Below are 21,104 nucleotides of genomic sequence, written 5' to 3'. Positions count from 1 at the left end.
GCCCCTCCTTTCTCTGCGCCGTTGCGTTGCACAACCAATCCGGGCAGGCGAGAGCACAGCACACCGCGCCCCTCCTTTCTCTGCGCCGTTGCGTTGCACAACCAATCCGGGCAGGCGAGGGCACAGCACACCGCGCCCCTACTTTACATCCTCTGCGCCATTGCGTTGCAAAAATCGCGCTACCAATCCTGGCAGATGTGCCAACGGCCCGGTCCGTACCCGCGTATGTGGCAATGAATCGAGGAATTGCTGCCCATACTTCTTCGTAAGCAGGCGTCGGTCGAGCACTACGACAATCCCACGATCGTCACGCGAGCGGATCAAACGCCCAAAACCCTGCTTAAACCGCAGAATACTCTGTGGTACACTGTACTCGTTAAACGGATCGGCGAATTGCTCGCTCCGCGCTGCCACCACCGGATCGGTTGGTACAGCGAAGGGGAGCTTCGTAATCACAAGCACCGATAGCGCGTTGCCAACAATGTCTACCCCTTCCCAGAAGCTGTTCGTACCGAGCAGCACCGAACGAGGAAACTCCTTAAGGCGATCAACCAATGCCCGTCGCGAGCCGTCAATCCCCTGGGCCATAACCCCGATCCCGTGGTCTTCAAGCGGCTCTTGAATAGCTGTGTAGGTTTGGCGTAATGCGTTTGATGCGGTAAACAATGCCAACATCCGCCCCTCGGCAGCCACGGCTAGATCGACGATGGCCTGCTCGATCATCTGCTGATATCCACGCTGATTCGGTTCAGGAATATCATTGGGAATATAGACCAGCGCTTGCTGAGTATAATCGAACGGCGAATCGAGCATCAGCTCGGTGCATTCGTCAAGCCCGATCCGGCTCTTGACGAAGCTGAAATTGCCGGTAATGCTCAAGGTAGCCGAAGCGAGAATACTCGTCTGCTTTTGTGCGAACAGTTGGCTCTGCAAAATCTCTGCTACACTCAGTGGGGCTGCCGTTAGCGTAAGCGTATCGCGTTGACGATCATACGTCAACCAGCAGATACTATCATCATCGCCGAAGATGATGTGACCGCTACGTACCCGAACATCAGTCGCAAACCGGCGTAGCACCTCGGTACGTACCAGAATATCGTTAAGTTCGCCGGTTGTCTCGTTCAACTCACGCACCTGCTCTTCAATCACGGCCAGTTCGTTGCCAATCGTGGCCAGTATATCGTTCAAATTCTGCCAAGCCTGCGTAATCGTTTGCCATTCCGGCCGCTGCCGCACGCTCTTCGTCAACCGCAAGCGCGGATCGTATTGACCAGTCTCGGTATCAAGCTGGACGAAGCGGGTAAGCAGGTTAAAACAATCGTAGACCGCAGTACGGGCTCGAATTAACGTCGGACGCATCCGTTCAATCGCTGCATTGATCCGTTCACCAGCCGCACCACCGCCACCGATTTCATTCAACACCGTCGGCAACTCGCTCAGCAAGCCACTTACCACCTGCACGCCACCGGTCTGGAACAGATCATCGAGAAACTTCAGCAAGCCGGCTTGGTCGAGATTAAAGCTGAGCTGATCGGTTGCCACATCCTCTAAGTTATGCGCTTCATCGATAATCAGGTGATCGTAAGGTGGTAACACTTGCGACGCTGCTGCCAAATCCGCAATCAAGAGCGCATGATTCACCACCACCAAGTGGGCTGCCTCGGCGGCCCGGCGGGCGCGGAAGAAATAGCACTCACGAAAATGCGGGCAACGACTACCGGTGCATGTTTCCACTGTCACGTTCAGCTTATTCCAAACCACCTGTTCACGGTCGATCAACGGTAATTCGGTGCGATCACCACTAGTGGTGGTGGGGAGCCAGAGTTGAATCTTGAGCAGCGCGCGAACCTCTTCGACCGTAAGGTTCTCACTACGACGTAATTCATGGTAGCGTTTGAGGCAGAGGTAATTGCTCCGCCCCTTGAGCAGAGCAGCCCGGAACGGTGGCAAACCGGCAGCGGCAAAGATTCGTTGCAAGTCGGGAATATCTTTATTGTAAAGTTGATCTTGCAGATTGATCGTGTTGGTCGAAATCACCACGCGCTCGCCACGTTGGGTTGCGTACAACGTGGCCGGCACAAGATAGGCCATACTTTTCCCGGTACCGGTACCCGCTTCTACCATTAATGGCTCACTACTGTTGAATGCTGCGGCTACTGCGCGAGCCATCTCGACTTGGGGCGGACGCGCTTCGTAGCCGGGGAAGGTCCGACCGAACGGGCCATCGGGGCTAAAGAATGCACCGATGGCGTCGAGATCGAGCGGACGCTGATCACCGGTTGGCCGTAAAGGCGGTGGTTCAGGAGTCAGCGCATCGACTGGTTCCGGTGGCGCAGCGATTGGTTCGAGAAAAGCATTCCGCGCCTTTTGGCGCAAGGTTTCTTCAAAGAGATCGCGTAATGGCAACCCGATCTTGCTCATCAATCGCACCATCTCACCCAACGTCGTCAGATCGAGTTGGAGCATACGCTCACTCAGCACCGCAAAGAGCTGGGCCGCGACCTCAGCATCATTAAGGGCACGATGGGCATCAGGATGAGGAATACCGAGTTGGGCGGCCAATGCCGATAACTTATAGCTTGTTGCTTGCGGTAAGAGGAGGGTCGCCAGCTCAAACGTGTCATAGATAGGCTGGTTGAAATTCATACCCTGCGCCCGCAGCATCATCAGATCAAACCCAATTGAATGGCCAACAATCGGACGATTACCGATAAAGCGGGCCAGATCGGCGCCAATTTCGTTGAAACGAGGAGCCTGCGCCAGCGCCGCCGGATCAATGCCGGTCAAGCGCATAATTTTGAGTGGCACCGATTGTCGTGGGCGAACCAGCCGCTCGAAGCGGTCGAGAATGTCGCGTCCACGAAAGGTAACGGCAGCTACTTCGATAATTTCATCAAGACCGCTTTGCAGACCGGTCGTTTCAACATCAATCGCAACGTAAATACGGTTGTTCATGCACAGATCGCTGTTGGGCTAGGAGCTTGCGTGCCGATTGGCGTGGCCCAATTGTACCACGCCCCAGCCGGTGTTGTGCGTCAACGTGACGTGTTACCGACCAAGAAAGGCGTAACCTGTGCGATGAATGCTTCCGGTTGCTCGTCTTGCACCAGCAGACTAGCTTGTGCGATCGTGACCACCTTGACCCCGGTACGGCTACGAACAAAATTACTGACCAGCCGTAACGGACTGATGGTTGCATCGCTGCCCCAGACCAGGAGGGTTGGTATTGTCAACCGGGCAAATGCTTGGGCAATGTTGCAGTTGAGCAGCCCACTAAGAAAACAGATCGGAGCATAGTAAGCTCCGGGTTGACGACAGGTGCGGTAGTATGTCTCGATACGTTCACGGGTGACGTTTGCCGGATTGGCGTAGGCCTGTCTGGTGAGGAAAAGACGAATGCTGGTGCGCGTAGTGAGGAGCCGATAGAGAATCCTGCCGATTGGGCTGCGAAGGTATTGGTAGATCGTATACGCACCAATATCGGGACTACGGTCGAGTTGACCGATCCCGGTTGGACAGATCAGGACCAGCCGACTGACCAATTCAGGCCGATGTTCTGCGGCTACAACCGCGTAAGCGGCGCCGAGTGAACTGGCGATCACGGCAATTGGGGCAGTTGGAGTGCCGATACGTTCGATCAATGCCTGGATCAGATCGACGTAGATCGTAGCGCGGTAACGCCATTGTGGGCGGCTCGAGTTTCCGTAGCCCAACAGGTCGCAGGCATGCACCTGAAAGTGCTGGCTTAACCGTTGAAATGGTTCACGCATCTCGAAAACCGATGCAGCAGCATTGATGCTGTGGATGAGCAATACCGGTTGACCGGTGCCGGCCTGGTACATGGCAACCTCTTCATCTCGCCATGTAAAAAAGGTTGGTTGAACCGGTAGGAGTGGTAATAGCGATTTGTACGTCATCGCTGTATATATTCCTGTTGATAATCGTTGCGCCAATAATGCTTGAGGATGCCGGCGAGAATGTCGGATGTGATGCTATTATGCGATACCGTTAAATAAAATGCAATGATATGTTTTATATGCAAAGAATCCGTATCGGCCACTGACAGGGTATAATGCTCTACAGGAGTCGATCAACACTCGAAGCGTGGCTTCGGCTATCGGATCGCACGTACCTGTGCTTGGCAGAGCTACGACGTTTCTGCCGCTACTGGAAGTCATTATGTCGTCACCAAACCGTTTTATCCCGGCGCCACTCGATGAATATGCCGTCAAAGTAACGTATGGCTTGGCCTACACCGGCGGTCTGCTCGTGTTACCACAGCTCTTCGCCTATCTGGCCAATCTTCGCTGGAACGGCTTACAGGTACCGTTGGGATTAGCTGGAGCACTTGCACTGTTTCTCCTCTTGAGTTATGCGTTTCAGCCCAAAGCGTATCGGATCGACGCCGATACGCTGGTGATTGAACGGCGCTGGGCGCCGGCAGTGCGTATCTCGTTCGATCAGATCAGTGGTGTATCTCTGGCGACAGTGTTGGCCGATATGCCCCGATTCGGGTTGCGTTTTGCCTTCAACCCCGGTGTATTCGGCTATCAAGGACCATTTCACCTTGATCCTTACGGTAAAGTCACGCTATTTGCCACGAACCGGCGCCGGCTCGTAGCTATTGCCCGGTATGATGCTTCGGTCGTGATCATTAGCCCAGATCGACCGCGTGACTTTATAACTGCACTCAACGAACAGCGACTGGCTGCGGCTACAAGCCGTATGCAGGCATTGACGGAGGTAAACTCTAATGTTTGAAAGTGTGGTCTTTCGTGTATTTAGAAACATCGCAAATTACAACCCTTGCGATATATAGACAACAACGTGTCGTTGTGCTTGTCTGAGCAACCGAAGATGCGTGCCTGTCTCATCGAATTGCCCTATCTCCAACACTTCAACAGGCAGAGTACTTCAAACGCGCCTGTGGTCCAGCCAGGTTTGTCTGGAATTGAGCATTGGGACAATATGCAGCAGGGTTAAGACCGAATGTGATGGCGTTGAAAAAGCAATGTAACACCATCAAGGATCGACAATTCCTATGGCTTGCGGATGCACATCTTATAAAGGTTTGGTGGCGGTACGTTACCGATAGTAAGGTGGCTAAACAAGTGTATGCCCCGCGTTTCAAGAAAAAATGTAAGTGTCGTGATAGTCTCTACGTTGCCGATGACCGGTTGGCAATTTTTGATTCGGCTGCCGAACATCGGCGAGGGAGCAATGGACGAGACGTTACGCTTTGCAGGAAAAATCCTCGGTGCAACGGTTTCACGTACTGCTGACCGCCGGTTTGCCACTCTGCCGGTTGCCCTACTGGATCACACCCACGACAGAACACGCACAAAGAACGGCATTGTCGGCGTTGATCTCGGTGTGAAGGCAGCAGCAACGCTTTCAATAGGTGAGATCTTCCACGCGCCGAAATCACAGACAGCCGCACTGCGCCGTCCTCACATTCGCTGTCGCCGCTTGAGTCGCAACATCGCCGCAGCTAACGTAAATCTTGCATTAAAACCACATGCGTCGTTGCCTAAGGGGACAAATGTGCCCATCTGCTAAAACCGTGTCCAAGCGACACCGACGATTGCCCGACTGTATGCATGTATTGGCATTGGTTTTGGGAAGTTTCGCACGCAACGTGTATACAAGGTGCAGTGCTACGGTTTTCAACTCACTATCGCAGATCGCTTTGATCCGATTAGCCACCTGTGCAGCGTGCGTCGCAAACCATGAAGTATTTGCATCGTCAGATCGCAGATGGGCGTGTCCGATACTGCATACCGGACACAACCGCGATTACCATGCAGTGGATAACCTTGCACGGTTGGCAACCGAAACTACTCTACCCGTGGCGAGTTCGGCCGGTAATGGCGAGAACTTGACCGATGATGTTAGGGACGCGAAAGTGACGCCTGTCAGGTACGATTGCGTGGTGCAATCGAGGCAGGAACAGAACCGTGCGCACATTCGTGTATATTCTGGAAAGCAGGTTAATAATGCGGTTTCGCGCTTTGAATCGTCTTGCCCTCCGCTGCCGTTACGAGCAGTTTATTCCCGGTGCGCTACACCCTGACGGCCAACGCTATTTGCCGCAGATTGTCGTAACGCTGCTGGAGGTTGGGCCGGATACTGTACCGGGTACGCAGCTTTGTCTGGTTGATCGCCACCACCGCGTCGATCCGCGGCTGGTCGGTCAGGTAGTCATTGTACGGCTGCTCTGCGCGCTGAGTACCATTCATCTCCAAACGCCACCGATACGGGCCGGTTTCGTATCGTCAACGAATCCACCGACGATGCCGCTCAGTGAACCGGTGGTTTATGGTCAAGTGATGGAGACAGAAGCATGGGAAGTGCAGCGCTCGCATCTCCCGTTCGAGACGCTCTACACCGAGTTAGTCATCGGGCTGGCAGATGAGGTAACAATTGGCTTGCGCACCACGCTCAGTGCGCCGCGCATTGCCGATCTGATCGGCTGTGAGCGACTCACACCCGGTGATTGGATCGAAGTGCGCCGTTCGCGGATCGATATTTTGGCCCTCGAAGCCGATCTCGTCTCAACGTCACCCTAGGTCGAGTGCAGTTATTCATAGCGTAGTGGCGCTAACCTGGTCGTCTTCCCAAGCGGCGATGCGACATTGCTCGCGTGTAATACCCCATGAGTTCATCCATCACACTCGGCCACGATCGTCGTTCGGCAGCAACGCGTCCGGCCAGCCCCTGTGTGATCCGACGGCTGTCGTTGGCGAGTAGTTCGCGGAGGCGGGCGCGCAGATCGGTAACAACGCCGGGAGTAAACAGATACCCGTTGTAGCCGTGGCGTACCAGATCGATCGCACCACCGGCCCGTGCAGCCACGACCGGCAAACCGGATGCCATCGCTTCTTGAATAACTTGTCCGAAGGTGTCGGTATCGGAGGGGAAGACAAACGCATCGGCGCTCGCATAAGCTACCGCCAAAGCCTCTCCCTTAAGATAACCGGTAAAACGCACCGGCAGACCAACGCAACGCCGCTGCAACTCGGCACGGAAGGGACCATCGCCGACAATCACGAGGCGGACGTTCGGTAGGCCGCGGATGGCTTCCGGTAACAGATCAACCCGCTTTTCGGCGGCTACCCGACCTACATAGAGCACGACCCGCTCACCCGGTTGTGTCCCGATAGCGGCCCGCCACGCTTCACTACGATAGCGCGGGTGGAACCGTTCGATATCAACGCCGCGTCCCCAAATCCGCAAGCGGCGAAAACCGGCGGCACGGAGGACGTTGAGGGTAAAACTCGAAGGACAAAGATTCATCCGGCAACGATTGTGAATCCAGCGCAGCCAGGCATTGACGCCGTGTTGTAAAAAACCGAAACCGTAATGTCGGCTGTATGCTCCAAAGTCGGTGTGGTACGAGGCGATCAGAGGTAGTCCGAGCCGACGGACGATACCGGGGACAATTGCCCCTAACACTACCGGTCCGACTAAATGCACGACGTCGGGTTGAAAACTACGCAAGCGGGCCGTTAGGCCGGGTTGTGGTGGGGTGAGTTTGACTTCAGGGTAGAGCGGTAACGGCATGCCGCTGAGCGGTACGACTTCTGTACCGGCATAACTTGCCGGCGCACCTTGGGGTGCGAATAGCACAGCTTCGTGACCGGTGCGCTGTAAATACTCCAGGAGGCGACAAAGTGTTGTCGTTACCCCATTGACATCGGGGAGAAACGTCTCGGCAATGAGCGCCACACGCATGGCATCAACTCCAGACGCGTAAGGCATGTATGATTATTACCATTACGATACAATGATCGTATTAAGGGGGTATGCAGGGTTAGTTAAGTATTGGCTAACTGTTGGCTAAATGTTGCCGGGTCGCCCTACCATCGTTGTGCAGACTCGGTATAATAAATAATGTAGATAGCTGTCAAAATTGGTACGCGCAATGTTGTTTCGTTTTTGGGAGGTAGTACATATGGCTGATGAACTGGCGACCGGTCGCAATGCGTGCTATCAGCGATTAGCAACGATCTTTCCTGCCGGAGCGCTAGTTTGGATTGAGTCTGAAGAGTATGACGCCGAGAATATGTGTTGGCGCGTAACCTTGCTCCACCGGAATACATCTGGTCAATGGGAGCGCTTTCGGTATCGTTACGACGTAGTAGCCGATATCCTTCATTTCACCGGCATGACGCCGGTACGTGATGAGGAAGCAGTCCGAATTCGGCGGACTGCTCCTCGCTTCACTACTGGTCGAACCTTGCAAGCGAGGAGTGCATGACACTGCAACCGATTGATTCACCGCGCCGGTTTGGCAAGCGTAGTCTAATAGCCTTGGCAGTAGTGGGAATATTGCTCGTTTTGATCTTGGTCGCGCTCAGTATTGATGCGGGTGAGCAAACCCGCTTTCTCACCGGCAGCGGTAGTGTGCTGGTATTGGCGCTTCCGGCTTTTTTGGCCGGCGTGCTTAGTTTTCTTTCGCCGTGTACGTTACCGATCTTGCCGGCCTATTTCGCCTTTACCTTCCAAGCCAGCGGGCACGGGCGGGCGCGGATTGCCTTGATGGGAATCGCGTTTTTTCTCGGTCTCGCCACTACGATGACCTTGCTAGGGGCAAGTGCGACTGCGCTGAGTAGCCTGCTCTTTGCCAACCGGAGCGCACTCACATTTTGGGGCGGCTTGATCATTATCGGTTTCGGCGTGATGGGCATGCTCGGTAAAGGTTTTGCCGGGCCGCAACTGCAAGAGCGGCCAGCGGCCACATTTGCCGGATCGTACCTCTATGGGGCAACCTTCGCCCTTGGCTGGACGGCATGTGTCGGGCCGATTTTGGGAGCGTTGTTGACCCTGTTAGCGGCTACCAGCGACATCGCCGTTGTGCAAGGCGCTGTGTTGGCATTCATTTATTCGCTAGGGTTGGGTTTACCGCTGATCTTAATTGCAACCTTCTTCCACCGACTCGGCACCGGCTCGCGGGCCTGGCGCTTCTTGCGTGGGCGTGGTTTTACGGTCAATGTGTTCGGGCGCGAGTTGTTTCTCCATACGACCAGCCTGCTTAGTGGCGCATTAATGGTTGTGATGGGAGTGCTCCTGGCGACCGGACGACTTGAATGGATTTCACAACAAGCAAACGCAACACCGATGGCGCAATGGTGGGTGGAGATCGAATCGGCAATTGGTCGACTGTTTGGACTATAGAGGTACTATGACGGATTCTCCCATTCGCGCTGCCGGTTGTGTCGTGCTAGCCCGTGATGCGACCGGGCGGCCTCTGGTCTTGTTGATACAGGATCGGCAAGGAGTTTGGACACTTCCCAAAGGACACATTGACGATGGCGAGAGTGATGAGGATGCAGCAGTTCGTGAAGTGGCGGAAGAGACGGGGATCGTCTGCACCCTTGCCGAACGGCTTGACCGGATCACATATCCGATCTATCGACTTGGACACTGGCGCGATAAACAGGTGACCTTTTTTCTCGCCAGTGCCTCGCCCGAACCACCGGTGCCGGCAGTGGCTGAAGGCATCCGCTCGGCGGCATGGGTCCCGCTTTCCGATGCTATTCGTCAGATCGGCTATCGTCAGTTGCGTACCCTGCTCCAGCGTGTCGCATATCGGATCGAGCGGGGAAGACGGTGATCTGCACCGACAACCAAGGTGAGCGGCCTATTCATCATTACTCCGTTACATATGACAAGCAGACGTGCTATAATGCAGCATACGGCGCACCGCTATGCTGGTGGCAAGCGTCTGAACCGAGCCTGCGCCTTCGTTGTGTTGCAAGTGCATTGTGGTAAGGATACTACCGTGAAAGTTACGACCGAAAGACTGCCAAAGAGTCTCGTCTCATTGCAGATTGAAGTCGATCGAGACCAATTCGAGCGCAGCCTCGATCAGGCAGCGCGCCGTTTGTCACAAAAATTTCCAATCCACGGCTTTCGGCCCGGGAAAGCACCGCGCTTTCTAATTGAACGCACCTTCGGGCGAGCCGCGCTGATCGAAGAGGCAACAGAAGATTTGATCAATAATGCCTACAAAAAGGCAATCCAACAAGAACAAATCGAGGTTGTCGGTCCGCCACAACTCGAACGGATCGACTCGGTTGAGCCGTTTGTCTTCACCGTCAAAGTCCCCGTCCCACCAACGGTGACGCTCGGCGATTATCGCAGCATCCGCGTTCCGATGTCGGTTGAGCCGATCACCGAGGAGATGGTTGAGGCCGAACTCAGACGTATGCGCGAAGAGCACGTCACCTTGCAAGAGTTGGACGAGCCACGTCCGGCGCAGCAAGGTGATCAGGTGCGGGTGTTGCTCAGCACACGGGTTGAGGACGAAGACGCGACGACTGAGGACGAGGCCGCTGAGGATGATGCGAGCGGTGAGAGCGAAGCGGCTCAAGCGCAGGAAGACGGCGAACCTACCGGATCGGAAGAGACGCTTGATCTCGAACCGGGGCATCTCGTCGATGAGCTGTATGAAGGCCTGATCGGAATGAATATCGGCGAGAAGAAAGAGATCGTTGCCGTCATGCCTGACGATCACGCCGAGGAATCGATCCGCGGTAAGAAGGTGACGTTCAAGGTCGAACTGCTCGGGATCAAGCGGCGCATTGTGCCGGCGTGGGAAGAACTGCCGTCGCTAGTCAATTTTGAGGGCACGCTCGATGATCTGCGCGCCAAGGTACGTGCCGATCTCGAAGAAGCCGAGCGGCGACGGGCCGAACAGGCGCTGCTCAATGCTTACATCGAGCAACTGGTTGAGCAGACGACCTTCGATATTCCTGATGTGATGATCCACGAGCTGGCTCATTCGCTGTTGCACGATCAGGAGCAGCAGTTCGCCCGCTACGGCATTACGCTTGAACAGGTGTTGCAGTATCGTGGGATTAGTCACGATCAGGCGGTTGCCGAATTGATGCCTGAAGCTGAACGGCAGACAAAAGTGACGCTGGCGCTGAGTGAGGTGATCAAGCGGGAAGGTTTGGCCGTTACTCCTGAAGAGATCGATGCCGAAATTGAGCGGATTTTGGCCGACTACGAGGAGGAGCGTCGTCCACAGATCCGCGAAACGCTAACAACCCAGTTGCTCTCTTCGGTTGCCAATATTGTGCTCGATAAAAAGTTGCGGGCGCTGATTTCGGCCATCGCTCGTGGTGAGCAGACCGAGATGACCACCGAGGCTGCCCAGTCGGATGCGTTGGAATCTACTGTTGACGCGGTTACGGCAGCGGAATCATCCAGCCGTCCTACGAATGAAACGTGAGGAGTACCTATGCATTGGTCAACGCGCTATAGCCACGAATGGCGCAGTATGCCGAGTCCGGAATGGCTCTCGCAACGACCGGAATTGCTTATTCCGATGGTTGTTGAGAGTACCAGCCGCGGCGAACGCGCTTTTGATATCTATTCACGGTTGTTAAAGGAGCGGATCGTTATACTGGGAACACCGATCGACGATCAGATTGCTAATCTGATCGTTGCACAGTTGCTGTTCCTTGAGAGTGAAGACCCCGATCGCGATATTTGGCTCTACATCAATAGTCCGGGTGGGTCGGTCACAGCCGGCCTCGGCATCTACGATACAATGCACCACATCCGTCCTGATGTGGCGACAGTTTGTGTTGGGATGGCCGGGAGTATGGCAACCCCAATTTTGGCCGGTGGTGCTAAGGGTAAGCGCTACAGCCTGCCGCACTCAACGATCCATATGCACCCGGCAGGCGGTGGTGCACGCGGCTATGCGCCAGATGTCGAGATTATGGCACGTGAGTTGCTCCGCCTCCAACAATTGGTGCGGGAGCTGCTGGCTAAAGATACCGGCCAACCGATTGAACGGATTGCCAAAGACTTCGACCGCGACTTGTTCATGACGCCGGAACAGGCGAAAGAGTACGGTATTATCGATGAAATCCTCATTCGTGAGGATGTGAAGAAGTAATGACGCCCGGGTGGGCGCAGGTTGTGGCGTCCACCCGCTCGTCTGGAGAACTCCCCATGACTCGTACCCGTAATCCCGGTCGTGATCCGTATGTTTGCTCGTTCTGCGGGCGTGGACAGGATGAAGTGCAACGCTTGATCGCCGGTCCCGGTAATGTGTTTATCTGCGATGGGTGCGTGGCGATGTGCAGTCAGATCATCGCCGAAGAAAACGATCAGAGGGTACCGGCGGCCCGTCGCACGCCTCCGCCCGGCCCAGCGCGCTTGCCCACGCCACGCAAGCTGCGTGAACGCCTCGATCAGTATGTGATCGGGCAGGATCGAGCAAAGGTCGCACTCGCGGTGGCAGTCTATAATCACTATAAACGGGTGCGGGCCGGTGCCCGCATCGATGATGTAGAGATTAGCAAGAGTAATATCTTGCTCATTGGGCCGACCGGTAGCGGTAAAACGCTGTTGGCCCAGACAATGGCTCGCATCCTCGATGTGCCGTTTGCCATTGCTGATGCAACCGCCCTGACCGAAGCTGGGTATGTGGGTGAAGATGTCGAGAATATCTTGCTGCGTCTGATTCAAGCTGCCGATGGCGATGTGGAGCGCGCTCAGACCGGCATTATTTACATCGACGAGATTGATAAGATTGCACGTAAGTCCGATAATCCCTCGATTACTCGTGATGTGTCGGGTGAGGGTGTGCAGCAGGCGTTACTCAAGATACTCGAAGGTGGTGTTGCCCACGTGCCCCCGTTGCCCGGTCGTAAACACCCTCAGCAAGAGTATATTCCGTTTGATACCACCAATGTGCTGTTTATCTGCGGTGGTGCGTTCGAGGGTATTACCAAGATCATCGCCAAGCGGCTGCGTGGGAAACAGTTGATCGGTTTTGGCACCAATCCGGTCAGTCCGCTGGAAGAAGAGGGCGCTCTGTTGGCCCAAATCATCCCCGATGACTTGATGCATTTCGGTTTTATTCCTGAATTTGTCGGTCGGTTGCCGGTGATCGTGGCGCTCGAACCGCTGAGTCGTGAGGCAATGCTTCGTATCCTCACCGAACCGCGCAATGCGATTATTAAGCAATACCAAAAATTGTTTGCCCTCGATCATTGCGAGCTGGAGTTTACCCCCGATAGTCTCGAGGCGATCGTTGATCGGGCAATGAGTGCGCGCACCGGTGCCCGTGCATTGCGCAGTATCGTCGAAGAAGTGTTGCTTGATGTGATGTTTGAGCTGCCTTCACAAGAGCATATCGGACGCTGTATCGTGAATGCTGAAGTGATTCAAGGGCGTGGACGCCCGATTCTGGTGCCGCGGTCCGAGTATCGCCGTCGGCTCGATGAGGCGGTATAGCGCCGAACGGGTAAGCTATGCCTGCGGGTGCCCATCAGTGTTGGCGTCGATAGATAATGACTATGCCACTCTTCCATCGTACAACTCAGCGTGCTGCCGATCAGCCACCGCCAAAACGACGGATTTTGGTGGCCGATGATGATCCCTCGATTGGCCGTCTGATCCAGACGGCATTACCAGCTCAGCAATACGAGACGGTTGTGGTCGCTAATGGGATGGAAGCGCTCGAAGCGTTCGATCGCGGACAATTCGATCTGGTCTTTCTCGACGTGATGATGCCGTTCGTTGATGGATTTGACGCTTGCGAGCGAATCCGCGCCAAGAGTGATGTGCCGATTGTTATCATCACTGCCCGCGATGGCACCGATGATATTGTGCAGGGATTCCGGCGTGGCGCCGATGAGTATATCACGAAGCCATTTCGTGTGGCCGAGTTTGTGGCGCGCGTCGAAGCGATTTTACGTCGGGTTGATATGCAAAAGGCGCGGACTGCGCCGCCGTTGGTGCATGTCGGTGATCTGGTCATTGATGCGACCGCGCATAAGGTGTCGGTGCGCGGCGCCGAAGTCAAACTGACACCGATGGAGTTTGAGTTACTCTATTTTCTTGCTGCAAATGCCGGACAGGTCTTTACCCGTGAGGTGCTGTTCCGTGAAGTTTGGGGCTACGAATACGTCGGGGAAACGAATCTGGTCGATGTGTGTGTCCGGCGGTTGCGCGAAAAGGTTGAAGTCGAACCCTCAAAGCCCAAGATCATTGTCACCGTCCGTGGAGTTGGGTATAAGCTCGAACGCGCGTAGCCAAGAGTAAATATAATGTTGCGAACGCAGAGATGCAATGCCGATCACCGGTGGCAGGCGGCTATACCAGGCCGCTTCGCTTCCATTTCGTTGCGTCTGTGCGTTTTTTGGTAGATTCAGCACGTGGGATTGAATATGTCACCACAAGTCTTTGTTTCACGACATCCGTTAGTTCAACATAAGCTGGCGCTGCTGCGTAGTAAACGGACTGAGCCGAAGAAGTTTCGTGAATTGGTGCGCGAGATTGCTCAGTTGTTGTTTTACGAGGCGACCCAGGACCTCGCCTTGGCACCCCTTACCATCGAGACCCCCCTGGCTGCTTGTGAAGGTTTCGAGGTAGCCGAACGAATCGGTATCATTCCGATCTTGCGTGCCGGCTTGGGGATGGCTGAGGCGATTGTTGATATTTTGCCGACAGTGCATGTCTGGCATCTCGGCCTTTACCGGGATCACGAGACGTTACAGCCGGTGACCTATTACAATAAGTTGCCGAGTAAGCCTGATATCGATTTGACAATCATTGTCGATCCGATGTTGGCAACCGGTGGCTCGGCTGTCGCGGCGGTTGATATTCTCAAACGTTGGGGTGCGCAGCGGATCAAGTTTCTTGGCTTGATTGCCGCACCGGAAGGGGTAAAAGCCCTGAGCGAATCCCATCCCGATGTGGCGATCCATCTTGCGGCAATCGATAGTCATCTCAACGAACGGGGTTACATCGTGCCCGGTTTGGGTGATGCCGGTGACCGACAGTTTGGAACGGGGTAGTTGCTTGGCCGGTATTGGAATACGTTGCCGATGGCGCACTTTGAACGTGAAGCGATGATCACATGCCTGTTATTCTGGCTCTGATTAGTGTACCGCTGATCGCCTTCGTCGTTACGGCCTTGCTCACCCCACCGCTGATTACCTTGGCCCGACGAGAAGGATGGGTAGCAAAGCCCGGCCCACGCCACGTGCATCGCGAACCTACACCGGTTGTTGGCGGTTTGGCGATGATAGCCGGGTTGGTCGTCGCATTGATCGCCAGTCTTGGGTTTGAGCTGCTGACGCCGGTATTGCACCGTTCGCCGTTTGAACACTTACGGATCGGCTTGCTTCTGATCGGTATTGCCATTATTGCCGGTGTCAGTTTGCTCGATGATCTCTATGACTTGCCGGTGTTGCCTCGCTTAGGGGTCCATATCATTGCGGCGCTCGTCGCCATTGGCCCGTATTTGTGGGATCATACGCTCTACTCTGACGCACTTGACCAACCAACAGAAGCGCGCGGGATTATTCTCACGGCCTTCAATTTTCCCTTCGTGTATCAAATCCATCTCCATAACCTTAGTCCGTGGTTGGCGATTGCCGCAACTGTGTTCTGGATTGTGGGGATGCAGAATATGGTCAACTGGCTCGATGGGCTTGATGGGTTGGCTGCCGGTGTGACGTTGATTGCCGGTGTGGTCTTGGCTTTGCATACCCTCACCCTCGAACCACCACAAATCACGGTGGCATTGCTCCCGCTGGCGCTAAGCGGTGTCTGCGCAGCGTTCCTCCTCTATAACTCGCACCCTGCTCGCATTTTTATGGGTGATGTTGGGGCGATGACGATCGGTTATACGCTAGGTATTTGTGCCCTCATCGGTGGAGCTAAATTGGCGACCGTCCTCCTTGTGCTTGGGGTGCCGCTGGTTGATATGACCTGGCTGATCTTAACCCGGACCTTACGGGGGCGCTCGGCAGCGCAAGCCGGACGTGATCATCTCCATCACCGACTCCTCGATCTCGGTCTGAGTCAGCGGCAGGTAGTGGCCTGCTATTACGGGTTGAGCATCGCTTTTGGCGCCATTGGTTTGCTCGACTTTTTTACCCCTCTCATGAAGCTCATTGCGTTGGTGCTGTTGGGCTTGGTTGTCCTCGTGATATTGATCGTCTTACAACCAAAGCCGACAACGCACGCGGCACGACTGTAACAGCAGTGCTGTTGCCATCGCAGCGATAGAGCCTTCCGTCTACAGACTGTTGTGTATGTCTTACCCCTCTCATATCATGAGAGGGGTTACGTCCTACACATCGGATTGCTCAGCAACAGGCAATACCTATGCGACGCTTGTTGATGATCGTCGTTGTGCTCTGCCTGATCGGTGTGGATCGAGTCGTGAGTGCCCCAACTGCCCATACCGACCAGGATGGTCTGTATGTCCGCCCGGCTCCACCCACTCGACCCGGTCCCACTATCGAAGCGTATGTGCGACCCGAGTTTGCTGCCCGTATGCGTCGCTCACGCAGTACGATCCTGGCCGCCGCAGCACGACATAATCATCCGCAGTTATCGGGGATGAGTGACCGCGAATTTGCCATTGTCATGGCGACCATTCTCTATAACGAAAACTTTGGTTGGGCTGAAGAGCTGGCGCCGCCGTTACGGATGGTGACGCCGTTGTATCAAGAGGCGCAACAACAGGTAAACAGCGGGATAGGCGCAAACTTCAGTGTCTGGCCGGCTAACCTACGCCCTTCAGTTGCTGCTGAAATTTTGGCCGGTGAGGTGCCTCTCGCCGATGGCAGCATATTGCACATACCGCTACGAGTCGAAGGCAGCCAGATCGATCTGCGACAATATCACGACCAACGAGCACTTTTCGCTGCGATTACGACCGAAATTAGCCACGACGAACTCGCGATCAACTATCTTGCCGCCAACCTTGAACGTGGGGTGTGGCGTGCGGCGATCGAAGGTCAGCCTATCTCGTGGCGCACGCTGGCTGCCTGGCACAATCAGGGCATCGTCGATCCAGTTGCTATTCGGGCGAATCCAACAGCACGCGACTATGTGCGCCGGGCTGCGGCTTATTTGCCGGTGGCACGTATGTTATTTGCAACCACAGACCCTGCCGAAATGAGCGCTTTGTGAGTGTTGGACAAGTGAAGCGGTAGGGTGAATGGGCCGCCCGCGTGGCGGCCCGCCTTCTCAATCGGGTACTGAGTTACGACATTCCCGAATAGCACCTCACCGGCCTGTAGTACGCTTAGGCAGGGCATCGTGGTTAGCCGTTGGTTTGTCGCCGTAACACCCATTTCGTCATCTCCAACACCGGTACCACCGTTAGCGCGACGAGCGTAATGATCAGCCAATCGATCGGTGACAGTGGGAAGGTACTAAACGGTTCGTGCAGAAACGGGAGATACACCACTGCCAATAGTAAGAGTAATTCCCAGATGATAGCAAGGTTCAGCCAGTGATTGGCAAAGGGCCGGTGAAAGACCGATAGGTGGTCGGAGCGGAAGTTGTAGGCTTTGAAGAATTGAATGAGCACGAGCGATACAAACGTCATGGTCATCGCCTCAACCATACTCCGCCCGCTCTGCATCGCCCACACAAAGAGCGCAATGTTGACCAGTGCTGACCACAGCCCGCCTACCATCATCAGTCCGACGACAGGACGGGTGAAAATGCCACGGCGTGGGTCGCGTGGTGGCTGTTGCATGAGATCATCGTCGGGTGGATCAACCGCTAAGGCGAGTGCGGGTAGGCCGTCGGTAGCAAGATTGACATAAAGAATTTGAGTGGCCGTGAGGGGTAACGGCAATCCGGCAAAGGTTGCGCCGGCCATAAGCGTGATCTCGCCAATGTTCGATGAGAGCAGATACATCAAATACTTTTTAATGTTGCCAAAGATGCGCCTTCCCTCTTCCACTGCCGCAACAATCGAAGCAAAATTGTCGTCGGTGATGGTCATCGCTGATGCTTCTTTGGTCACATCGGTCCCGGTGATCCCCATTGCAATACCAATGTCGGCCTTCTTCAATGCCGGCGCATCATTGACACCATCGCCGGTCATTGCGACCACATACCCTTTCTGTTGCAATGCAGTGACAACGCGCAGTTTATGGATCGGTGCTACCCGTGCATAGACATCGACCGTTTCGACGATGTTGGCAAAGTCTTCATCACTGATGGCATCGAGTTCACTCCCGGTCATCACCTGACCATGCACAAGCAAACCGAGTTCACGAGCAATGGCGGCTGCCGTGAGGGGATGGTCACCGGTAATCATCACCACGCGAATGCCGGCGCGCTGGCAGGTCTGGATGGCCGTCTTCGCTTCAGGACGGGGCGGGTCGATCATACCGACAAGACCGAACAGGGTCAATTCGTGTTCGGCAGTGTCTAAGGTGGCTGGCGTCTTGCCGGCGATTGCCAGGACACGCAGCGCTGTACTAGCCATCGTTTGCGCTGCGTCAAGTATGCTTACCCGATCTTCTGCAGTGAGCGGGGCGAGGCCGGTCGGCGAGAGCCAGTGGCTGCACGCATTGATGATGACCTCTGGGGCTCCTTTCGCATACGCGACGGTAACGCCCTGCTCGGTGTGCAGCGTGATCATGCGCTTAGTTTCCGACGAAAACGGAATTTCGGCAATACGCGGTGCCTGACGAACCAATTCGTCGACGACAAGACCGGCTTTGGCTGCTGCTACGACGAGCGCCGCTTCAGTCGGGTCTCCTTGGGCTTGCCAACGTCCATCGCGATAAACGACGCGCGCGTCGGAGGCGAGGGCGGCACCCCGCAACAGTTGCTGTACCGCGGGATCAGGGGGAGTCGGTTGATCGGCAAAGTAGAACTTGCCGTCGGGGGCGTACCCTGATCCGCTTAGCTCCCACCAGCGCCCGGCCACAAACAAGCGTCGGACGGTCATTTCGTCTTTGGTAAGGGTTCCGGTTTTATCGGTGCAGATAACCGATGTGCTACCCAGTGTCTCGACTGCCGGCAAGCGGCGCATCAAGGCGTTACGCTTTGCCATACGCTGGACGCCGATAGCCAGCGAGATGGTAACAACGGCAGGTAACGCTTCCGGTACAACGGCAACGGCCAAGGCGATCCCGAAGATGATCATCTCGACCAGCGGCTGGCCGCGCCAAAGGCCGAGCACGGTGATGATTGCCACAATGACCAGTGCTGCTCGAGCCAGCATGTGCCCGACTCGGTCGAGATTTTCTTGCAAGGGTGTGCGTCCGGTCTCGATGGTTTGGAGCATTGTGGCAATAGTGCCAAACTCGGTATGCATACCGGTGGCGACGACAATCCCGCGGCCACGGCCATAACTGACTGACGTACCGGCGTAGACCATGTTTTTGCGGTCAGCCACCGGTGCGGTCGGTGGTAGGATCACTGCTGCGTTCTTTTCAACCGGCACCGATTCGCCGGTAAGGGCTGCTTCCTCGATCTGTAAATTGACCGCTTCGATGAGCCGGAGATCGGCGGGCACCCGATCCCCGGCTCGCAAGAGCACAACATCGCCGGGCACCAGCTCGCGCGCCGGAATAGCCTGCTCGCTGCCGTCACGTAGGACGGTTGCATTCGGTGCCGCCATCCGGCGCAAGGCTTCGATTGCCCGTTCGGCGCGATATTCTTGGATAAAGCCAAGAAGGACGGCAAATAACACGATAACGATAATCGCAACCGATTCGATCCCGTGACCGAGCAAGAGTGAGAGTCCGGTGGCGATCAACAGGATGATGATCAGGACGTTTTGGAATTGGGCCAGCAGGATTTTCCATGGCGAGATGCGGATGGCAGCTTGCAACTCATTCGGGCCGTAGCGAGCTAAGCGTTCAGCCGCTTCAGCGCTACTTAGGCCGTTTGGTGAGCTGTTGAGTTGTGTGTACACTTCAAGAAGATCGGTGCTGTGCCAAGCTGGGCGTGTTTCATCACGCCTAAGGGTAGATGTTGCCATTATCAACACTCCTCGTGTTTCCGCCAGAGAGCTATCGATTGGAAACGTATCAGCGTGAGGGTAGGCCACGCCTTACTGTGAGCATAGCACGTTGGGGGTGGTGATACAACCCATACGTATGGATCGGTTTGCTAACCGGCGGTTAGAGGGTTATCTGCCTCTAATCGGCAAATGCGCTCTGCTGTTGGACCGCGCGACGCGCAGCACGACGGTCGGCGACGATCCGGTGGGCGCGACGCAGGGCTGATGTGCGCGCCGGTATGGCCGGTACGGCGAGGGCCAAGATGGTAGCGCCGATGCGCAGATCGAAGGTGGGGGGTATGATTTGAGGAAACGGGTAGTAGACGAGAGCTGTTGGTTCGAGGAGCCGCAACGTGGCGATCACGATGGCTGCACTGACAGCGGTAAGACAGGTGATGGTATCGTGGTGGTGCCACCTTTCACGGCGATACGTCGTTCGGGATACGGTCCGACTGAGTTGGTGGGACGACCACCAGACGAGTGCTAGCCCGATGCCGCCAAGTGGAGCCATAATCGGTAGAACGGTGGGGCCAGCCCAGAGCCAGCTTATCAATGTGGTAGCGAGTATACTAAGCCCAAGCAGCAGGCCGATCATACGACCAGTACTTGGTTTGGTGAGCGTGCGTCCGTATCCGCGGGCCTCTAATGCTTCGGCGAGCTGCAATGCGCGTTCGAGGCTCCCGGCTAACAGTGGTCCGACGAGCGCCCACCAGCTCCGGATGCTGCCAAAGCGGTGGCCGCGTGCGCGTTGCGCGGCGATAATTTCTTGCCCACTGCGCACTAGTCCCGGTGCGAAAGCGATGGCAATCGTGACGGCTAATCCGGCGTGAAAGAGTGAGCGTGGCACGAGACGCAGCAACCGATGGTGATCAACTAAGGCATTGAACGTACCGAAGATCAGCAGAAGCGTCCATAAGCTCAATCCGCGCGTCGCTCCCCACGCTAATGCTTCGGCGGTGATCGGTCCACCCAAGACAATTCCGCCTAACCATACCGGTAATTGGTATGTCGGTGCGTTGAACAAAACTGTGGCCCCGCGTGGCCCACCCACTGTGATCACCGCAAAAACAATGTAACTGAGCCAGATCACTGCTCCGGCACGGGCAAACAGTGGGAAACTACGTGCCAGTGGGCGATCATCACGGCGCGCTACGAATACATAGCCGACCGCTAACATGATCAACAGGTGGTAAAGTGGGTGTGGGGCCAGTATTGCGATCGCTGTAGTAGCAGCCAACCACACCAGCCACGTGCGGGTATGCATGCGCAATCCTTCTTCGTTGTCTTTTGGGCGCGGGGCGGGTGA

At 55.5% G+C, this 21,104-nt stretch carries 19 protein-coding genes; 14 read left to right on the top strand and 5 right to left on the bottom strand.

Annotated elements, in window-relative coordinates; all coding sequences use genetic code 11:
- Positions 1-138 precede the first annotated feature (138 nt).
- Both ACP5OT_RS00530 and ACP5OT_RS00525 read right to left on the bottom strand, forming a co-directional pair.
- Complete coding sequence (locus tag ACP5OT_RS00530) at positions 139-2,955, bottom strand: helicase C-terminal domain-containing protein (protein ID WP_424674546.1); 2,817 nt, start codon at positions 2,953-2,955, stop codon at positions 139-141.
- Between the two features lie 80 nt (positions 2,956-3,035).
- On the bottom strand, positions 3,036-3,917 hold the full coding sequence (locus tag ACP5OT_RS00525) for an alpha/beta fold hydrolase (RefSeq protein ID WP_424674545.1): 882 nt from the start codon (positions 3,915-3,917) through the stop codon (positions 3,036-3,038).
- A gap of 262 nt (positions 3,918-4,179) precedes the next feature.
- Here ACP5OT_RS00525 and ACP5OT_RS00520 point away from each other — a divergent pair, with 262 nt between their 5' ends.
- The 4 genes from ACP5OT_RS00520 (at position 4,180) to ACP5OT_RS00505 (ending at position 6,569) form a co-directional block, all read left to right on the top strand.
- The gene (locus ACP5OT_RS00520; protein ID WP_424674544.1) at positions 4,180-4,761 is read left to right on the top strand and encodes a PH domain-containing protein; all 582 of its coding nucleotides are present in this window, start codon (positions 4,180-4,182) and stop codon (positions 4,759-4,761) included.
- Between the two features lie 104 nt (positions 4,762-4,865).
- A complete protein-coding gene (locus ACP5OT_RS00515) occupies positions 4,866-4,955 on the top strand; it encodes a helix-turn-helix domain-containing protein (RefSeq protein WP_424674603.1) in 90 nt (29 codons plus the stop codon).
- Positions 4,956-5,148: 193 nt separating this feature from the next.
- Positions 5,149-5,559, top strand: coding sequence for a hypothetical protein (locus tag ACP5OT_RS00510; RefSeq protein ID WP_424674543.1), 411 nt, complete (start codon positions 5,149-5,151; stop codon positions 5,557-5,559).
- Positions 5,560-5,996: 437 nt separating this feature from the next.
- On the top strand, positions 5,997-6,569 hold the full coding sequence (locus ACP5OT_RS00505; RefSeq protein ID WP_424674542.1) for a hypothetical protein: 573 nt from the start codon (positions 5,997-5,999) through the stop codon (positions 6,567-6,569).
- Positions 6,570-6,600: 31 nt separating this feature from the next.
- Here ACP5OT_RS00505 and ACP5OT_RS00500 read toward each other — a convergent pair whose 3' ends face one another.
- A complete protein-coding gene (locus tag ACP5OT_RS00500; protein WP_428113265.1) occupies positions 6,601-7,734 on the bottom strand; it encodes a glycosyltransferase family 4 protein in 1,134 nt (377 codons plus the stop codon).
- Between the two features lie 220 nt (positions 7,735-7,954).
- Here ACP5OT_RS00500 and ACP5OT_RS00495 point away from each other — a divergent pair, with 220 nt between their 5' ends.
- The 10 genes from ACP5OT_RS00495 to ACP5OT_RS00450 all read left to right on the top strand — a co-directional run bounded on the left by ACP5OT_RS00495 (position 7,955) and on the right by ACP5OT_RS00450 (position 16,956).
- On the top strand, positions 7,955-8,260 hold the full coding sequence (locus tag ACP5OT_RS00495) for a hypothetical protein (RefSeq protein WP_424674540.1): 306 nt from the start codon (positions 7,955-7,957) through the stop codon (positions 8,258-8,260).
- Complete coding sequence (locus ACP5OT_RS00490) at positions 8,257-9,177, top strand: cytochrome c biogenesis CcdA family protein (protein WP_424674539.1); 921 nt, start codon at positions 8,257-8,259, stop codon at positions 9,175-9,177. Before ACP5OT_RS00495 ends, ACP5OT_RS00490 begins: the two co-directional genes overlap by 4 nt.
- Before the next feature lie 7 nt (positions 9,178-9,184).
- The gene (locus ACP5OT_RS00485; protein WP_424674538.1) at positions 9,185-9,616 is read left to right on the top strand and encodes an NUDIX hydrolase; all 432 of its coding nucleotides are present in this window, start codon (positions 9,185-9,187) and stop codon (positions 9,614-9,616) included.
- Positions 9,617-9,784: 168 nt separating this feature from the next.
- Positions 9,785-11,239, top strand: a complete 1,455-nt coding sequence (gene tig / locus ACP5OT_RS00480; protein ID WP_428113260.1) for a trigger factor — start codon at positions 9,785-9,787, stop codon at positions 11,237-11,239.
- Positions 11,240-11,248: 9 nt separating this feature from the next.
- Positions 11,249-11,914, top strand: a complete 666-nt coding sequence (locus ACP5OT_RS00475) for an ATP-dependent Clp protease proteolytic subunit (protein WP_424674536.1) — start codon at positions 11,249-11,251, stop codon at positions 11,912-11,914.
- A gap of 56 nt (positions 11,915-11,970) precedes the next feature.
- Complete coding sequence (clpX, locus tag ACP5OT_RS00470; RefSeq protein ID WP_424674535.1) at positions 11,971-13,260, top strand: ATP-dependent Clp protease ATP-binding subunit ClpX; 1,290 nt, start codon at positions 11,971-11,973, stop codon at positions 13,258-13,260.
- Between the two features lie 62 nt (positions 13,261-13,322).
- Positions 13,323-14,060, top strand: a complete 738-nt coding sequence (locus ACP5OT_RS00465; RefSeq protein ID WP_424674534.1) for a response regulator transcription factor — start codon at positions 13,323-13,325, stop codon at positions 14,058-14,060.
- Positions 14,061-14,195: 135 nt separating this feature from the next.
- Positions 14,196-14,825: a uracil phosphoribosyltransferase gene (upp, locus tag ACP5OT_RS00460; protein WP_015940910.1), complete on the top strand. Its 630-nt coding sequence runs from the start codon at positions 14,196-14,198 to the stop codon at positions 14,823-14,825.
- 62 nt (positions 14,826-14,887) lie between these two features.
- A complete protein-coding gene (locus ACP5OT_RS00455) occupies positions 14,888-16,015 on the top strand; it encodes a glycosyltransferase family 4 protein (protein ID WP_424674533.1) in 1,128 nt (375 codons plus the stop codon).
- 128 nt (positions 16,016-16,143) lie between these two features.
- On the top strand, positions 16,144-16,956 hold the full coding sequence (locus tag ACP5OT_RS00450; RefSeq protein WP_424674532.1) for a hypothetical protein: 813 nt from the start codon (positions 16,144-16,146) through the stop codon (positions 16,954-16,956).
- A gap of 133 nt (positions 16,957-17,089) precedes the next feature.
- Here the strand turns inward: ACP5OT_RS00450 and ACP5OT_RS00445 are convergent, their stop codons facing one another.
- Both ACP5OT_RS00445 and ACP5OT_RS00440 read right to left on the bottom strand, forming a co-directional pair.
- Positions 17,090-19,777 carry a cation-translocating P-type ATPase gene (locus ACP5OT_RS00445; RefSeq protein ID WP_424674531.1) on the bottom strand — a complete coding sequence of 896 codons (2,688 nt, stop codon included), beginning with the start codon at positions 19,775-19,777 and terminating at the stop codon, positions 17,090-17,092.
- A 160-nt stretch (positions 19,778-19,937) separates the two neighbouring features.
- On the bottom strand, positions 19,938-21,062 hold the full coding sequence (locus ACP5OT_RS00440; RefSeq protein WP_428113255.1) for an energy-coupling factor transporter transmembrane component T: 1,125 nt from the start codon (positions 21,060-21,062) through the stop codon (positions 19,938-19,940).
- Positions 21,063-21,104 lie beyond the last annotated feature (42 nt).

The sequence above is a fragment of the Chloroflexus sp. genome (assembly GCF_049970315.1).
Lineage (GTDB): Bacteria > Chloroflexota > Chloroflexia > Chloroflexales > Chloroflexaceae > Chloroflexus.
Note: the sequence above shows the minus strand (reverse complement) of the source record. Positions and strands in the feature narration are given on the sequence as shown.

Bases quoted from the DNA above. Each gene is read 5' to 3' on its own strand.
- ACP5OT_RS00530 (WP_424674546.1), bottom strand. From the start codon at position 2,955: ATGAACAACCGTATTTACGTTGCGATTGATGTTGAAACGACCGGTCTG.
- ACP5OT_RS00525 (WP_424674545.1), bottom strand. From the start codon at position 3,917: ATGACGTACAAATCGCTATTACCACTCCTACCGGTTCAACCAACCTTT.
- ACP5OT_RS00520 (WP_424674544.1), top strand. From the start codon at position 4,180: ATGTCGTCACCAAACCGTTTTATCCCGGCGCCACTCGATGAATATGCC.
- ACP5OT_RS00505 (WP_424674542.1), top strand. From the start codon at position 5,997: ATGCGGTTTCGCGCTTTGAATCGTCTTGCCCTCCGCTGCCGTTACGAG.
- ACP5OT_RS00500 (WP_428113265.1), bottom strand. From the start codon at position 7,734: ATGCGTGTGGCGCTCATTGCCGAGACGTTTCTCCCCGATGTCAATGGG.
- ACP5OT_RS00495 (WP_424674540.1), top strand. From the start codon at position 7,955: ATGGCTGATGAACTGGCGACCGGTCGCAATGCGTGCTATCAGCGATTA.
- ACP5OT_RS00490 (WP_424674539.1), top strand. From the start codon at position 8,257: ATGACACTGCAACCGATTGATTCACCGCGCCGGTTTGGCAAGCGTAGT.
- ACP5OT_RS00485 (WP_424674538.1), top strand. From the start codon at position 9,185: ATGACGGATTCTCCCATTCGCGCTGCCGGTTGTGTCGTGCTAGCCCGT.
- ACP5OT_RS00475 (WP_424674536.1), top strand. From the start codon at position 11,249: ATGCATTGGTCAACGCGCTATAGCCACGAATGGCGCAGTATGCCGAGT.
- clpX (WP_424674535.1), top strand. From the start codon at position 11,971: ATGACTCGTACCCGTAATCCCGGTCGTGATCCGTATGTTTGCTCGTTC.
- ACP5OT_RS00465 (WP_424674534.1), top strand. From the start codon at position 13,323: ATGCCACTCTTCCATCGTACAACTCAGCGTGCTGCCGATCAGCCACCG.
- upp (WP_015940910.1), top strand. From the start codon at position 14,196: ATGTCACCACAAGTCTTTGTTTCACGACATCCGTTAGTTCAACATAAG.
- ACP5OT_RS00455 (WP_424674533.1), top strand. From the start codon at position 14,888: ATGCCTGTTATTCTGGCTCTGATTAGTGTACCGCTGATCGCCTTCGTC.
- ACP5OT_RS00450 (WP_424674532.1), top strand. From the start codon at position 16,144: ATGCGACGCTTGTTGATGATCGTCGTTGTGCTCTGCCTGATCGGTGTG.
- ACP5OT_RS00445 (WP_424674531.1), bottom strand. From the start codon at position 19,777: ATGGCAACATCTACCCTTAGGCGTGATGAAACACGCCCAGCTTGGCAC.
- ACP5OT_RS00440 (WP_428113255.1), bottom strand. From the start codon at position 21,062: ATGCATACCCGCACGTGGCTGGTGTGGTTGGCTGCTACTACAGCGATC.